The following is a 14103-nucleotide window of genomic DNA, read 5'->3' as shown; positions in this document are numbered from 1 at the left end:
CGCATGCAATCGGGGCTGCACACACGTCAGGGCTGCAGGACAGACGACACCAGCAACTGCGAATAGGGATGCTGCGGGTCATCGAGAATCTGGTCGGTGAGACCGGCCTCGACCACATGGGAGCGGCGCATCACCATCAGCCGGTCCGCCAGCAGACGCGCCACCGCCAGGTCGTGGGTGACGATCACCACCGCCAGGTCCAGCTCGCGCACCAGGCCGCGCAACAGGTCGAGCAGACGCGCCTGCACCGATACATCGAGGCCGCCGGTGGGCTCGTCCATAAAGATCAGCCGTGGGCTGGAAACCAGGTTTCGGGCGATCTGCAAGCGCTGCTGCATGCCACCGGAGAAGGTGCGCGGCAGGTCGTCGATGCGCAGCGGGTCGATCTCCACCTGTTTCAGCCAGTCGATGCCAGCCGCGCGCAGTTCGCCGTAATGGCGCACACCCTGGGCCATCAGCCGCTCGCCGATATTGGCCCCGGCCGACACGCCCATGCGCAGCCCGTCACGCGGGTTCTGCTCGACAAAGCCCCACTCGGTACGCAGCAGCGTGCGCCGCTGCGCCTCGCTGGCGCTGTATAGATCGACCCAGTTGCCGGCCGTATCGCGATAACTGACTGAACCGCGATCCGGCGGGCAGCGCCCGGAAAGCAGGCTAAGCAGGGTCGACTTGCCCGAGCCAGACTCGCCGACAATGCCCAGCACTTCGCCCGGATACAGATCGAACGACACGCCCTGACAGCCTTTCTCCAGGCCGTACAAGCGGGTCAGATCGCGCACGCTGAACAGCGGCTGCGCCGTGTCGGTGTGCAGGTGCATTTTCTCGGCAGCACTCATTGCTCGCCCTCCTCTTCAAGGTCACGGCGTTGCATGCAGTAATCGGTGTCAGAGCAGACGAAGCGCTTGGTCCCGGCGTCGTCGACAATCAGCTCGTCGAGGTAGGAATCCTGGCTGCCACAGAAGGCGCAGCATTCGTCCCAACGCTGGATCTCGAACGGGTGATCGGCAAAATCCAGGCTGACCACCCGAGTAAACGGCGGCACTGCATACAGGCGCTTCTCGCGGCCAGCGCCGAACAGCATCAGCGCCGGGCTCATGTGCAGCTTGGGGTTGTCGAATTTGGGGATCGGCGAGGGGTCCATCACGTAGCGCTCATCCACCGTCACCGGGTAGGCGTAGCTGGTGGCGATATGGCCGAAGGTGGCGATGTCCTCGTACAGCTTCACGTGCATCACGCCGTAATCTTCCAGCGCATGCATGGTGCGGGTTTCGGTTTCCGAGGGCTCGATAAAGCGCAGCGGCTCAGGGATCGGCACCTGATAGACCATGATCTGATCGCCACTCAGCGCAGTTTCCGGAATCCGGTGACGGGTCTGAATCACTGTCGCCTCTGGGGTGCGGGTGGTGGTTTTGACGCCGGCAGTGCGGGCAAAAAAGCGGCGGATCGACACTGCGTTGGTGGTGTCATCTGCGCCTTGGTCGATCACCTTGAGCACGTCATCGGCACCGAGAATCGCCGCCGTCAGTTGCATGCCACCAGTGCCCCAGCCATAGGGCAGCGGCATCTCGCGGCCACCGAACGGCACCTGATAACCGGGAACCGCGACAGCCTTGAGCAGGCCACGGCGGATCATTCTTTTGGTTTGCTCATCGAGGTAGGCAAAGTTGTAGCCGACCTCAGTTGCGTACTGTGTTTGGGCCTGGGCATTCATGCGCGTTGCTCCTCGGCGGCGGGCTGTTCGCTGGCCTGCTTGCGCAGTTTGCGGATCAGCTCCAGCTCGGATTGGAAGTCGACGTAGTGCGGCAATTTCAGGTGCGAGACGAAGCCGGCGGCCTCGACGTTGTCGCAGTGCATCAGCACGAACTCTTCCTGCTGCGCCGGACCGTCGACCTCTTCGTTGTACTCCCCCGCACGCAGCGAACGGTCAACCAGGGCCATGCCCATTGCCTTGCGCTCGGCATAGCCGAAGGCCAGACCGTAGCCACGGGTGAACTGCGCCTGCTCGGCACTCTCACCAACGAACTGGTTGACCATCTCGCACTCGGTGACTTCGATATCGCCCAGCGGCACGGCAAAGCCGAGTTCTTCCGGCTCCAGCCAGACCTCGACCTCGCCAATACGAATCTCCCCGGCAAAGGGGTGATTACGGCCGTAGCCGCGCTGGGTGGAATAACCCAGCGCCAATAAGAAGCCTTCATCACCACGGGCCAGTGCCTGCAGGCGCTGGGCGCGGCTGGCGGGAAAATCCAGCGGCTCGCGGGTGATATCCGGCACGGCGGCGCCGTCATCCGCCTCGCGGGCCATCAGGCCTTCGTCGGCGAGAAAATCCAGCACCCGTGGGCACGGCGACAGTTCAGCCTGCGGATCAATCTGCGGCCCCGGCTGTTCGCCCTCGGCCAGCAGGGCAAAATCCAGCAGGCGGTGGCTGTAGTCGAAAGTCGGGCCGAGCAGCTGGCCGCCGGGCAGGTCCTTGAAGGTTGCCGAAATGCGCCGGCTCAGCTGCATCTGCGTGGTGTCCAGCGCGGCGCTTACACCAAAGCGCGGCAGCGTGGTGCGGTAGGCGCGTAGCAGGAAGATCGCCTCCATCAGGTCACCGGCCGCCTGCTTGATCGCCAGTGCTGCCAGTTGCGGGTCGTACAGCGAGCCTTCGCTCATCACGCGGGCGACGGCCAGCGGCATCTGCTCGCGCACCTGCTCGACACTGAGTTCAGGTATGGAAGTATCACCACGGCGCTTTTTCGCCAGCAGTAAATGGGCATTGTCGATGGCGCGTTCGCCACCTTTAACCGCGACGTACATCAGGCAGCCTCCTCGGCATTGAGCAGCACACGGGTGCTGCGCGGCAGGCCGATGACCTGCTCACCAGCGGCGAAGAAGGCATCCAGGCCACGGGGAAACGCACTGCGTGCCTGGCGCTGCTGCCAGAACACCGCCGGCAGCGGCAACTCGACGCTGCGTACGTCCTTGATGCCCGGCCCACGCCAGCGAAGGGCTGCGCCATTACTGAGGGCGTCGAGTTGGATCAGCAGGGTGCAGGACTGGTCCGGGTAGCGCTCGCTGCCATTGTCGAAATCCGACAGGTCCGTCAGCTCGCTTTCATCGAGCAGGGCAAACAGCGCCAGTTCGCGTTCGGCAACAATCGGGCAGCCGCAGTGAAAGGCCAGGTTGGCGCGGATCGCTGGGGTGTCGAAACGCGGCGCCAGCCACAGCGGCGTGTCGCCATCGAGAAACGCCAGGCACAGGGCATAAGTAGCCGGTTGCAGGTTTTCCAGGGCCAGGGCGCGGTTAAGCGGTTGTATCAGGCCTGGCTCAGCCAGCGCCTTGAGGGCGCTGCGAAAGCTGGTCTGCGCATCCAGCACCGGGTCATTGAAGGCCGGTTGCAGCCATTGCGAGCTATTCGCCGCGTTCATCAGTCTTCTCCTCTGACCAAGGTAAAAAATTCCACCTGAGTGGTGGCGGTTTCGGCAGCCTTGGCCGCCTGTTGGGCGTGCTGTGCAGCCGCAAGGGGTTCGATCAGCCGGCTTAGCCAGTGCGGCTGTTCACTGCCCTGCAAATGCGCGTCGGCCAGAGCCGCCAGTTCGGCATGCTGCTTGTCGCGCCCGGCCACATAGCTGTAACCGGTGCGACCATCAGCGAGGCGCACCACGCAGCGGGTCACGCTCATCTCGCCGAGGTTGAACGGGCTGCCGGTGCCGCCCATACGCCCACGTACCAGGGTCATGCCAATTTCCGGGGCGCGGATCAGGCGGTAGTCGGCTTCCTTCAACGCCGACTCGTAGGTCGCCAGTTGGCCACCGGCGCGGGCGAGTACACCCATCCAGCGCTGGCGAATGGCGATCTGCGGATCGCTGTGCAGCAGGTTGCTTTGCGGTCGTGCGCGGTTCATCAACGAGCCTCCATCAAAGGGCGAGCTGGTACTGGAAGCGGTCGGCGCGGCTGGTCGACAACGACAGCTCCACCGGCCGTCCGGCCAGATTGCGGGAAAGGGTTTGCACGCTAAGCAGCGGCGCATGCTTGGGCATCAACAGCCGCGCGGCCTCATCACGGCTGGGCAGGCGCGCACCGATCAGGCTGAAGGTGCGGGTCAATGGCAGGCCGCGCAGGCTGAGGTACTGGCGCAGCGAGCCGCCCTGGTAGTCGGCCAGCAGCTCGGCGTATTCGGTGCTGAAGGCATGCCGAATCAAGCTGACCGGCTGGCCTTCAATCAGGCGCAGGGTGCTCAGCTCCAGCAGTTGCGCACCACTGGGCAGTTGCAGGTACTCACGCTCCTCGCAACCGGCCGGGCGCAGGCGGCTTTCTAGCAGCTGCGCTTCGACCTTGTGACCAAGCGCCGAAAGCGAAGCGCTGTAGGCACTGCCAGCCTGCATCGGATAAATCAGCGGCTTGGCCAACACCCGTGTGCCCTTGCCCTGCTGGCGCAGCAGGCGGCCTTCGAGCACCAGCTCATCCACCGCGCGGCGCAGGGTGTGGCGGTTGACGGCAAAACGCGCGGCCAACTGCACCTCGGCCGGCAGGTAATCGCCAGGGCTCATGCGCTGCAGCTCATCGCGCAGCACGGCAGCCAGTTCGCGGTACAGCGGCTCAGGTTGTCTAGACAAGTGCATGGCTAATTAAGGGCATCCGCAGATGCCCGTTCTCCGTCAGATAAATTGTTTACGCAGGCGCTGCGAAATGATGTCCAGCAGGCTGACCACCAGGATGATCACGATCAGCAGGGCGCAGGTCTGGGCGAACTGGAAGCCGCGAATCGCTTCCCAGAGAATCACCCCGATGCCACCGGCGCCGACCATGCCGACGACGGTTGCCGAGCGCACGTTGGATTCGAAGCGGTACAGCGAGTAGGAAATCCACAGCGGCAGAACCTGCGGAATCACCCCGTAGATAACTTCCTGCAGCGCGCTGGCGCCGGTGGCACGTACGCCCTCAACCGGGCCGGGATCGATGGCCTCGACCGCCTCGGCAAACAGTTTGGCCAGCACCCCGGTGGTGCCGATAAACAGCGCCAACACCCCGGCGAATGGACCCAGGCCAACCGCCACCACAAACAGCATGGCGAAGACCATTTCATTGATTGAACGGCAGGCGTCCATCACCCGGCGGATCGGCTGGTAGACCCACCACGGCACGATGTTTTCCGAGCAGAGAATGCCCAGCGGAATAGCCAGAACAATCGCCAGCACCGTGCCCCACAGGGCGATCTGCACGGTGACGATCATTTCCTTGAGGTACAGCTCCCAGTCGCTGAAATCGGGCGGAAAGAAGTCCGCGGCAAATGTCGCCATGTTGCTGGAGTCGCGGATCAGCGCCAGCGGATTCATTTCCGCGCCCTGCCAGGACCAGGCCAACACAACGAAGAACAGCCCCCAGCCGATCAGCTGCAGCCAGGAACGCTTGGCAATCAGGTCGGGCGTAGGTGCGGTGGTCAAAGTGGTCATAACAACATCTCGAATCAAGCGGCAGAAGAAAACGACCCGCCGTGGGCGGCGGGTCGAGCACTGCGATTAACCAGCGCTGGCAGGGCTTTGCTTGGCGATTTCAGCCATGCGCTTTTCCAGCTTGGCCAACTCGGCATCCAGCTCCTTGAGCTGAGCCTGCTTGTCATCAGCGTTGAGCTTGTCGCTGTTGGCCACTTCGGTGCGCTTCTTGAACAGTTCCAGCTGGCGGATCGGCAGCAGCTGATCGTCATCGGACGCCTTGAACTTGGCCCACTGCAGACCAGCCAGGACTTTCTGCTCGGCCGGCTCGTCGCCGTAGGTCATAAAGAAGTCACGCAGCTTGTTCTTGGTGGCGTCGTCCAGGTTCTTGCGCCAGACCATCGGGTCGGACGGGATCAGCGGCGAGGTCCAGATCACTTTCAACTGAGCGGCCTTGTCAGGCGCAGTCACTTGCAGACGCTCCATGCCTTCGCTGTTGAAGGTGCCGACATCGACCTGCTTGTTGGCAACCGACAGGGCGTTGACTTCATGGCTGCCGTTGAGCGCGCGTTTGAAGATCTTGTTGGCGTCAGCATTGTTCTGCGCGAACACGTAGTAGCCCGGTACCAGATAGCCCGAGGTGGAGTTCGGGTCGCCGTTGGCGAAGGTCAGGGTCTTGGCATTTTTCAGCATGTCTTCGATCGAATTGATCGGGCTGTCCTTGTGCGCCACCATCAGGCTGTAATAGCCCTGAGTGCCGTTGGCCGCGACGGTTTGGGCGAAGATCTGCCCGTTGGCACGATCCACTGCTTCCATCGCAGCCTTGTTGCCGTACCAGGCCATGTCGACTTTGTCGAAACGCATGCCCTGGATGATCCCGGCGTAGTCAGGGGCGAAGAAGGCTTTGATCTTCAGGCCGGTCTGCTGGCTCATGTCTGCCAGAAAGGGGTCCCACATGCTTTTCAGGTTCTGCGAGGACTCGGTGGAGATGATGCCGAAATTGATTTCCTGCTCAGCGGCCTGGGCGGCGCCCAGAACCGAACCGGCCAGCAGCGTGGACGCGGCGAGAACGCGACTGATACGTTTGAACATGCAAAGCACTCCTAGTGCAGATGGACATACAGGGGTTGGCATAACAGGGGAGCAGCTCAGGCTTTGGCCAGAGCCAGCGGGACTTTCGGTTTGCGCGCACGGCGCGGTTTCTCAGCGCTTTGCGGCTCGTCTAGCAGCTCGGCCCCGTAAAGATCGTTAAGGAAGTTGGCATGCAGCTCGGCGGCGGCGCCGTCGTAATGAATACGCCCCGCTTTCAACGCCACGGCGCGCTGGCAATAGCGCATGGCGTAATCGACCTGATGCAGGGTGACCACGACAGTGGTGCCGTCTTCGCGGTTGATGTCGGCAAGAATCTGCATGACCTTGCGCGCAGACTCGGGGTCGAGCGAGGCAATCGGCTCGTCGGCCAGGATTACCTTGGCGCGCTGACACAGGGCGCGGGCAATCGCCACACGCTGCTGCTGGCCGCCGGACAGGGTCGAGGCGCGCTGCTGCGCCAGATCCGCCAGGCCAACACGGGCCAGGGCCTGCAGCGCACGTTGCTTTTCTTCGGCATTGAACAGGCCGAGGGTGCCGCGCCAGCGCGGCATGCGCCCCAGGCAACCAAGCAGCACGTTCTGCAGCACGCTGAGACGACCGACCAGATTGAACTGCTGGAAGATGTAACCGATGTCAGCACGCAGACGGCGCACTTCGCCATTCAGCCGGCCTGCGGCCTGCACTTCACGGCCCAGCACTTGAATGCTGCCACCGCCGCTGCGATCGCAGCAGGCCAGGCCGGCCACATGACGCAGCAAGGTCGACTTGCCGGAACCCGAGGCTCCGATCAGCGCCACCATTTCACCGGGTTCTACGGACAGCGCCAGATCAAACAGCGCCTGCTTGCGGCCGAACGTTTTGTTCAGGCTCTCAACCCGGATCACTGCGCTCATGGAATGCCTCCTTTTTATTAGCGGTTACACCGCGGCGTGAAGCCGCCTTCTGGTGTAGACCAAGGTAGGCAAATCCTGTGTCAGGCCGATTAATGGGCCGTGACACTTGCGTGACCATTGCTTGAAGTTTTTTCTACGCGAGGGTGAATTTCCTTGCTTTTTGCACAGCACGGCGCATTTCTGATGACTGGTGCTGGCATAACGCCTTTACTCACCGCAAAATGCGACACGCGATTGGCGTCAATTTACCGACCAATCGACTATAGAGTCATACTTGATCTAAGCGGCTTTCTGGCTGAACGGTTAGTGCTATAGGCGGTCAAACCGGTGACAATCCTATAGCCCATTGCCAGTATCGCTTTCCTAAACTAACCGGTTTAATGTACGCGCCCTATGAAACCAGCACTCTATTCCAGCCGTACCGCTGACAAATTCGTAGTTCGTCTGCCCGATGGCATGCGCGAACGCATTGCGGATGTCGCACGTAACCATCACCGCAGCATGAACTCGGAGATCATTGCTCGCCTTGAGCAAAGCATGCTCCAGGAAAGCGCTCTGGGTGATGACCTCAACATGCGCTTGGACAGCCCAGATCTGTCCTTGCACGAACGTGAGTTGTTGCAACGCTTCCGCCAGCTGTCACGCCGTCAGCAGAATGCCCTGGTGGCATTGATTGCTCACGACGCCGAGATGGCTACCGAAGAAGACTGATTGCGCTGCATAAAGAAAAAACCGGCCTAGGCCGGTTTTTTTGCTGCCAATAAAAATGGCCGGGAGCCATTTTTAACCTTGCTCCGCTACGGCCTGCAAGGTGGCCGTCAGAGATGGTAGGCAATAAAAAACCGCCCTTAGGCGGTTTTTTATTGCGCGTGACAGTCAGCCGACAAAGCTGAGCAGCACACCCGCTGCCACTGCCGAGCCGATCACCCCAGCCACGTTCGGACCCATGGCGTGCATCAGCAGGAAATTCTGCGGATTGGCTTCCAGCCCAACTTTGTTCGACACCCGCGCCGCCATCGGCACCGCAGAGACGCCGGCCGAGCCAATCAGCGGGTTGATCTTGTTGCTGCTGAATACATTCATCAGCTTGGCCATCAATACCCCTGCCGCAGTACCGGCGCAGAACGCCAGCATGCCCAAACTGAGGATGCCCAGGGTTTTCAGCTGCAGGAAGGAATCCGCCGACAACTTCGAACCCACAGTCAGGCCGAGGAAGATGGTGACGATATTGATCAGCGCGTTGCGCGAGGTATCGGCCAGACGCTCGACCACACCGGCCTCACGCAGCAGGTTACCCAGGGCGAACATGCCGATCAGCGGCGCCGCATCCGGCAGTAGCATGCCGATCAGCAAGCACAGCACAATCGGGAAGATGATCTTCTCGGCCTGCCCAACAGGCCGCAGCTGCTGCATCACGATGGCACGCTCTTCCTTGGTGGTCAGTGCGCGCATGATCGGCGGCTGAATCAAGGGCACCAGCGCCATATAAGCATAGGCCGCCACTGCAATCGGACCGAGCAGATGTGGAGCCAGCTTGGAGGTCACGAAAATCGAGGTCGGGCCGTCGGCACCGCCGATGATGGCGATGGAAGCAGCCTCCTTGAGAGTGAACTCAAGCCCCGGAATACCCAACGCCGTCAGCGCCAACGCGCCCATCAGGGTGCCGAAAATCCCGAACTGCGCCGCGGCCCCCAAGAGCAAGGTCTTGGGGTTGGCTAGCATCGGCCCGAAGTCGGTCATGGCGCCGACGCCGAGGAAGATCAGCAGTGGGAAGATACTGGTGGGCAGACCCACCTCGTAGATCATGTGCAGGAAACCCGCACCCTCGGCCATATTGGCTACCGGGATGTTGGCCAGCAGACCGCCAAAACCAATCGGCAACAGCAGAAGCGGCTCAAAGCCCTTCTTGATCGCCAGATAGATCAGCAGGATGCACACCGCCATCATAAACAGCTGACCCGGCTCGACGTGGTACAGGCCCGTGCTCTGCCAAAGCTTGAGGAGCTTATCCATTACCGCGCTCCCTTAACCGATGGTCAGCAGGCTGTCGCCCACCGCCACCGCATCACCCACTTTGACGTTGACCGCAGCAATGGTGCCGGCCTTGAACGCACGGATCTCGGTTTCCATCTTCATCGCTTCGAGGATGATCACCAGCTGCCCTTCTTCCACGGCATGACCTGGCTGCACCAGTACCTTGAAAATGTTGCCGGCCAGCGGGGCATTCTGCGGCTCGCCGGCGCCCACTGGCGCAGCTACTGCTGCCGAGGAATTAGCGCCACCACCAACAGCCTTGAGCCCTTCGATGTCGCCGCCTTCGTTGACTTGCACCACGAAGGACTTGCCGCCCACTTCAACGGTGTAAACCTCAGGCTTGCCAGCTTCACGAGCAGGCACTTCCTTACCGGTCGGTGCCGGCTCGAAGGCCGCTGGGTTGCCGCGGTTTTCCAGAAACTTCAGGCCGATCTGCGGAAACAGGGCGTAGGTCAGCACGTCATCGATTTCGTCGGCAGCGAGCTTGATACCCTTCTCTTTGGCAATGCCCTTGAGTTCGGCGGTTAGCTTGCCCATCTCTGCTTCAAGCAGATCAGCCGGACGGCAGGTAACTGCTTCAGCACCATCCAGCACCCGCGCCTGCAGTTCTTTATTGAAAGGCGCCGGCGCTGCGCCGTATTCACCCTTCAATATGCCGGCGGTTTCCTTGGTGATCGACTTGTAACGCTCACCGGTCAGCACGTTGATCACCGCCTGGGTACCAACGATCTGCGAGGTCGGAGTCACCAGCGGGATAAAGCCGAGGTCTTCACGCACGCGCGGGATCTCGGCCAGCACTTCGTCGAACTTGTCCTGGGCGCCCTGCTCTTTCAGCTGGCCTTCCATATTGGTCAACATGCCGCCAGGCACCTGGGCAACCAGAATCCGCGAGTCGACACCCTTAAGGTTGCCCTCGAACTTAGCGTATTTCTTCCGCACTTCACGGAAGTAGGCTGCAATTTCTTCGAGCAGCTCCAGGTTAAGCCCGGTATCGCGCTCAGTGCCCTGGAACATTGCCACCACAGACTCAGTCGGCGAATGGCCATAAGTCATCGACAACGAGGAAATAGCGGTGTCGACATTGTCGATGCCGGCTTCCACGGCCTTGAGAATGGCCACAGATGACAGCCCTGCCGTGGCGTGGCACTGCATATGTACGGGTATAGACAGGGTCGCCTTAAGACGCGTCACCAGCTCAAATGCGGTATAGGGCGTCAGAATGCCGGCCATGTCCTTGATCGCGACAGAGTCGGCGCCCATGTCTTCGATCTGCTTGGCCAGGTCGACCCACATTTCCAGTGTATGCACCGGACTGGTGGTATAGGAGATGGTGCCCTGAGCGTGCTTGCCCGTCTGCTTGACGGCCTTGAGAGCGGTCTGCAGGTTGCGCGGATCGTTCATCGCGTCAAACACGCGGAACACATCGACACCATTGAAGGCGGCGCGCTCGACGAATTTTTCCACCACATCATCGGCGTAATGGCGATAACCCAGCAGATTCTGCCCGCGCAGCAGCATTTGCTGGCGGGTGTTGGGCATGGCTTTTTTCAGCTCGCGGATACGGTGCCACGGGTCTTCACCCAGGTAACGGATGCACGCATCGAAGGTTGCGCCACCCCAAGACTCCACGGACCAGAAACCGACCTGATCCAGCTTGGACGCGATCGGCAGCATGTCTTCCAGACGCACACGGGTAGCCAGGATCGACTGGTGGGCGTCACGCAGCACTACATCAGTAATTCCGAGCGCTTTCTTTACGGCTGTCATACAGATGCTCCCTGTCAAACCTGACTCACCCGCGACGGGCACGGTGCTGGTGAATAGCGGATTGGATAGCGGCTAATACATCAGCGCTCGGCTCGTCAGAGACCGGCTTGACTGCCGATGGCACGGATACGGGAATGGGCGTCTTTTCGGCGAAACGCTCAATGACCCACGACATCACGCGGATCATCAGCACCAATAGAATCAGAAAGAGATATACGAAGCCCATGCCGAACAGCATGAGCTCGACACCCTCAAGCAGGAGTTCACTAGGGGTCATCTTGGCTCCATTAGTAGCTTCATAAGAGCTGCATTAATTATTAGATAGGAGCGCCCGGGAACAGATCCCGGGCAAAGCTGAAAGACCTTAGCGTGAAACGAGCGTTTGAAGCAAACCCGAACCCGACTGATGAGACATTTTCTGTAGAGAAAGCGCCATCGACCTAGAGCAGAAACAGACTGGCCAAGCCCAGGAAGATAAAGAAACCACCGCTATCGGTGACCGCTGTGATCATCACACTGGCGCCCAAGGCCGGATCACGCCCCAGTCGCACCAGCGTCATAGGGATCAACACCCCCATCAGCGCCGCCAGCAGCAGGTTGAGCACCATCGCGGCGGTCATCACCACGCCCAGCGACCAGCTGTCGTAGAGCAGGTATGCCACCACGCCAATCACCCCACCCCAGACGATACCGTTCACCAGCCCCACACCCAGCTCCTTGCGAATCAGCCGTGAGGTATTGCCGGTACTGACCTGATCCAGCGCCATGGCGCGCACGATCATGGTGATGGTCTGGTTACCCGAGTTGCCGCCGATGCCCGCAACAATCGGCATCAGCGCCGCTAGGGCCACCAGCTTCTCGATGGAATCTTCGAACAGGCCGATCACCCGCGATGCCATAAAGGCAGTAACCAGATTTATCGCCAGCCAGGCCCAACGGTTACGCAGGGATTTCCACACCGAGGCGAATATATCTTCTTCCTCGCGCAGACCGGCCATATTGAGGACTTCGCTTTCGCTCTCCTCACGGATCAGGTCGACCATTTCATCGATGGTCAAACGGCCGATCAGCTTACCGTTCTTGTCCACCACCGGCGTAGAGATCAGGTCGTAGCGCTCGAACGCCTGCGCGGCGTCGTAGCCATCCTCATCCGGGTGGAAACTCACCGGGTCGGTGGCCATGACCTCGCTGACCAGCTTCTCCGGGTCATTGACCAACAGGCGCTTAACCGGCAACACGCCCTTGAGCACGCCGTCATAATCGACCACAAACAATTTGTCGGTGTGACCTGGCAGCTCCTTGAGACGGCGCAGGTAGCGCAACACCACTTCGAGGCTGACGTCTTCGCGGATGGTGACCATCTCAAAGTCCATCAGCGCGCCGACCTGATCTTCCTCGTAGGACAACGCCGAACGCACACGCTCACGCTGCTGCGCATCGAGGGTTTCCATCAGCTCATGCACGACATCGCGCGGCAGCTCGGAGGCCAGATCGGCCAGCTCATCGGCGTCCATGTCCCTGGCCGCCGCGAGAATTTCGTGGTCGTCCATGTCCGCGAGCAGTGTTTCGCGCACTGCATCGGACACTTCAAGGAGGATGTCGCCGTCGCGCTCGACCTTGACCAGTTGCCAGACAGTCAGGCGGTCATCAAGCGGCAAGGCTTCAAGGATGTGGGCAACGTCGGCGGAGTGCAGCTCATCGAGCTTGCGTTGCAATTCGGCGAGGTTCTGCCGATGCACCAGGTTTTCCACCCGGTCGTGGTGCTGGCCTTCCTGACGGTGGGTCAGGTCTTCGACCAGCTTATGCCGGTGCAACAGCTCAACCACCTGAGCCAGGCGGTTCTGCAGGCTATCCTGCGGTTTTTTTGCTTCTACTTCAGTCATGGCGCGCTCCACCCCCAGCGGCAGCGCACGCCACAGAGGGTCAATCAGTCAACACGTGATTGCACAATCGAGATTCAGAGTAACTACTGGGTAAGTCCATGGTGGTTTTCCACAAGCCCCGGCGGGGCTGACGCGGCAAATGATAACACCGCCCAGGCGCTTTGCATGTGACAAAAACAATCCTAGAACAAGCGCTTGCACAACAAACTTAAGCGCACTTACACATCTGTAACTGCGACGTGCCTGGCACTGGCAAAGGCACGCCTGGCGAGGACAAAGGCATCGACTACCCTTGCATATGGACCGTCACGGAGGACGCACCATGCAAGGACTGCGCTGCGCAGCTTTCTGCGCCATTCTGCTTTGCCCGCTGCCCACACTCAGCTCAACCGTATTTCGCTGCGAAGACGCCAAAGGCCACGTCACCTTCACCCGCCAGGGTTGCCCCAACGAACACAGCCAAAGCCTGCAACAGGCCTATAACCCTACACCCGGCAGCGGTAAACCAGTGCCTTTAGCCAAACCGCGCAAGGCCAGCCGCGAGAGCAAGAAGAAAGATGAGTATGAGCTGACAGTGATCGGAGTGAAGCAGGACGGCTGCGGCAATCTCCTGAGCAGTAGCGAAAGACGCGCCGCCATCATCAAACAGCAGATACGCCTGGGCATGAACCGCAGCGACGTCGAGAGCAGCCTCGGTAAGCCTGACAAGGTCACCGAACAGAACGGCCAAACGCGATACGTTTACCAGGGTAAGAAAGGCAATAAGCGCAACGTCAGCTTCGATGAAGCCGGCTGCGTCAAAGGTAAGGCCAAACGCAAATCGGCGAGTAAAAAATGACCAACAGTCACTTTTAACGTCGTACAACGACACCCCGCCGGGCGGCAGCCATAAAGCATGCGCAATAAAAAAGGGCCTGCATCGCTGCAGGCCCTTCTTGTTTGGTGCACTCAGGAGGATTCGAACCTCCGACCGCTCGGTTCGTAGCCGAGTACTCTATCCAGCTGAGCTATGAGTGCAAA

General features: G+C 60.6%; 15 protein-coding genes and 1 tRNA gene. 2 read left to right on the top strand and 14 right to left on the bottom strand.

What is annotated here, in order from left to right:
• Window positions 1-26: 26 nt before the first annotated feature.
• The 9 genes from phnK to phnC all read right to left on the bottom strand — a co-directional run bounded on the left by phnK (window position 27) and on the right by phnC (window position 7399).
• On the bottom strand, window positions 27-836 hold the full coding sequence (gene phnK, locus BLO50_RS09655; protein ID WP_090251849.1) for a phosphonate C-P lyase system protein PhnK: 810 nt from the start codon (window positions 834-836) through the stop codon (window positions 27-29).
• Window positions 833-1711: an alpha-D-ribose 1-methylphosphonate 5-phosphate C-P-lyase PhnJ gene (locus BLO50_RS09650; protein WP_090251846.1), complete on the bottom strand. Its 879-nt coding sequence runs from the start codon at window positions 1709-1711 to the stop codon at window positions 833-835. Before BLO50_RS09650 ends, phnK begins: the two co-directional genes overlap by 4 nt.
• The gene (locus BLO50_RS09645; protein WP_090251843.1) at window positions 1708-2799 is read right to left on the bottom strand and encodes a carbon-phosphorus lyase complex subunit; all 1092 of its coding nucleotides are present in this window, start codon (window positions 2797-2799) and stop codon (window positions 1708-1710) included. Before BLO50_RS09645 ends, BLO50_RS09650 begins: the two co-directional genes overlap by 4 nt.
• Window positions 2799-3410: a phosphonate C-P lyase system protein PhnH gene (gene phnH / locus BLO50_RS09640; protein WP_090251840.1), complete on the bottom strand. Its 612-nt coding sequence runs from the start codon at window positions 3408-3410 to the stop codon at window positions 2799-2801. Before phnH ends, BLO50_RS09645 begins: the two co-directional genes overlap by 1 nt.
• Window positions 3410-3886, bottom strand: a complete 477-nt coding sequence (gene phnG, locus BLO50_RS09635; RefSeq protein WP_090251837.1) for a phosphonate C-P lyase system protein PhnG — start codon at window positions 3884-3886, stop codon at window positions 3410-3412. Before phnG ends, phnH begins: the two co-directional genes overlap by 1 nt.
• A 13-nt stretch (window positions 3887-3899) precedes the next feature.
• Window positions 3900-4604, bottom strand: coding sequence for a phosphonate metabolism transcriptional regulator PhnF (gene phnF / locus BLO50_RS09630; RefSeq protein ID WP_090251834.1), 705 nt, complete (start codon window positions 4602-4604; stop codon window positions 3900-3902).
• A 36-nt stretch (window positions 4605-4640) separates the two neighbouring features.
• A complete protein-coding gene (gene phnE, locus BLO50_RS09625; RefSeq protein ID WP_090251830.1) occupies window positions 4641-5435 on the bottom strand; it encodes a phosphonate ABC transporter, permease protein PhnE in 795 nt (264 codons plus the stop codon).
• Window positions 5436-5501: 66 nt separating this feature from the next.
• Window positions 5502-6506 carry a phosphonate ABC transporter substrate-binding protein gene (gene phnD / locus BLO50_RS09620; RefSeq protein WP_090251828.1) on the bottom strand — a complete coding sequence of 335 codons (1005 nt, stop codon included), beginning with the start codon at window positions 6504-6506 and terminating at the stop codon, window positions 5502-5504.
• Window positions 6507-6562: 56 nt separating this feature from the next.
• A complete protein-coding gene (gene phnC / locus BLO50_RS09615) occupies window positions 6563-7399 on the bottom strand; it encodes a phosphonate ABC transporter ATP-binding protein (protein WP_090251825.1) in 837 nt (278 codons plus the stop codon).
• 393 nt (window positions 7400-7792) lie between these two features.
• Between phnC and BLO50_RS09610 the strand changes: the two genes are divergently transcribed.
• Window positions 7793-8110 (top strand): Arc family DNA-binding protein, encoded by a 318-nt coding sequence (locus BLO50_RS09610; RefSeq protein ID WP_090251823.1) that lies wholly within the window; start codon window positions 7793-7795, stop codon window positions 8108-8110.
• Window positions 8111-8275: 165 nt separating this feature from the next.
• Here BLO50_RS09610 and BLO50_RS09605 read toward each other — a convergent pair whose 3' ends face one another.
• The 4 genes from BLO50_RS09605 to mgtE form a co-directional block, all read right to left on the bottom strand.
• On the bottom strand, window positions 8276-9412 hold the full coding sequence (locus BLO50_RS09605) for a sodium ion-translocating decarboxylase subunit beta (RefSeq protein ID WP_090251820.1): 1137 nt from the start codon (window positions 9410-9412) through the stop codon (window positions 8276-8278).
• A 12-nt stretch (window positions 9413-9424) separates the two neighbouring features.
• Entirely contained in the window at window positions 9425-11200 is a 1776-nt protein-coding gene (gene oadA, locus BLO50_RS09600; RefSeq protein WP_090251817.1) for a sodium-extruding oxaloacetate decarboxylase subunit alpha, read from the bottom strand.
• A 25-nt stretch (window positions 11201-11225) separates the two neighbouring features.
• On the bottom strand, window positions 11226-11477 hold the full coding sequence (locus BLO50_RS09595) for an OadG family protein (protein ID WP_090251814.1): 252 nt from the start codon (window positions 11475-11477) through the stop codon (window positions 11226-11228).
• Between the two features lie 163 nt (window positions 11478-11640).
• Window positions 11641-13083: a magnesium transporter gene (gene mgtE, locus BLO50_RS09590; RefSeq protein ID WP_090251812.1), complete on the bottom strand. Its 1443-nt coding sequence runs from the start codon at window positions 13081-13083 to the stop codon at window positions 11641-11643.
• 322 nt (window positions 13084-13405) lie between these two features.
• Here mgtE and BLO50_RS09585 point away from each other — a divergent pair, with 322 nt between their 5' ends.
• On the top strand, window positions 13406-13921 hold the full coding sequence (locus BLO50_RS09585) for a DUF4124 domain-containing protein (RefSeq protein WP_090251809.1): 516 nt from the start codon (window positions 13406-13408) through the stop codon (window positions 13919-13921).
• Between the two features lie 102 nt (window positions 13922-14023).
• Here BLO50_RS09585 and BLO50_RS09580 read toward each other — a convergent pair.
• Window positions 14024-14100 (bottom strand) — tRNA-Arg (locus tag BLO50_RS09580).
• Between the last annotated feature and the right edge of the window lie 3 nt (window positions 14101-14103).

Origin of the sequence: Pseudomonas peli (assembly GCF_900099645.1) — a bacterium.
GTDB classification, from domain to species: Bacteria; Pseudomonadota; Gammaproteobacteria; order Pseudomonadales; family Pseudomonadaceae; genus Aquipseudomonas; species Aquipseudomonas peli.
This window is presented reverse-complemented; position numbering and strand designations above follow the sequence as displayed.

Coding starts and splice junctions, on each gene's coding strand:
- phnK (WP_090251849.1), bottom strand. CDS start 836: ATGAGTGCTGCCGAGAAAATGCACCTGCACACCGACACGGCGCAGCCG.
- mgtE (WP_090251812.1), bottom strand. CDS start 13,083: ATGACTGAAGTAGAAGCAAAAAAACCGCAGGATAGCCTGCAGAACCGC.
- phnE (WP_090251830.1), bottom strand. CDS start 5,435: ATGACCACTTTGACCACCGCACCTACGCCCGACCTGATTGCCAAGCGT.
- phnF (WP_090251834.1), bottom strand. CDS start 4,604: ATGCACTTGTCTAGACAACCTGAGCCGCTGTACCGCGAACTGGCTGCC.
- oadA (WP_090251817.1), bottom strand. CDS start 11,200: ATGACAGCCGTAAAGAAAGCGCTCGGAATTACTGATGTAGTGCTGCGT.
- BLO50_RS09585 (WP_090251809.1), top strand. CDS start 13,406: ATGCAAGGACTGCGCTGCGCAGCTTTCTGCGCCATTCTGCTTTGCCCG.
- phnC (WP_090251825.1), bottom strand. CDS start 7,399: ATGAGCGCAGTGATCCGGGTTGAGAGCCTGAACAAAACGTTCGGCCGC.
- BLO50_RS09610 (WP_090251823.1), top strand. CDS start 7,793: ATGAAACCAGCACTCTATTCCAGCCGTACCGCTGACAAATTCGTAGTT.
- BLO50_RS09605 (WP_090251820.1), bottom strand. CDS start 9,412: ATGGATAAGCTCCTCAAGCTTTGGCAGAGCACGGGCCTGTACCACGTC.
- BLO50_RS09595 (WP_090251814.1), bottom strand. CDS start 11,477: ATGACCCCTAGTGAACTCCTGCTTGAGGGTGTCGAGCTCATGCTGTTC.
- phnG (WP_090251837.1), bottom strand. CDS start 3,886: ATGAACCGCGCACGACCGCAAAGCAACCTGCTGCACAGCGATCCGCAG.
- BLO50_RS09645 (WP_090251843.1), bottom strand. CDS start 2,799: ATGTACGTCGCGGTTAAAGGTGGCGAACGCGCCATCGACAATGCCCAT.
- BLO50_RS09650 (WP_090251846.1), bottom strand. CDS start 1,711: ATGAATGCCCAGGCCCAAACACAGTACGCAACTGAGGTCGGCTACAAC.
- phnH (WP_090251840.1), bottom strand. CDS start 3,410: ATGAACGCGGCGAATAGCTCGCAATGGCTGCAACCGGCCTTCAATGAC.
- phnD (WP_090251828.1), bottom strand. CDS start 6,506: ATGTTCAAACGTATCAGTCGCGTTCTCGCCGCGTCCACGCTGCTGGCC.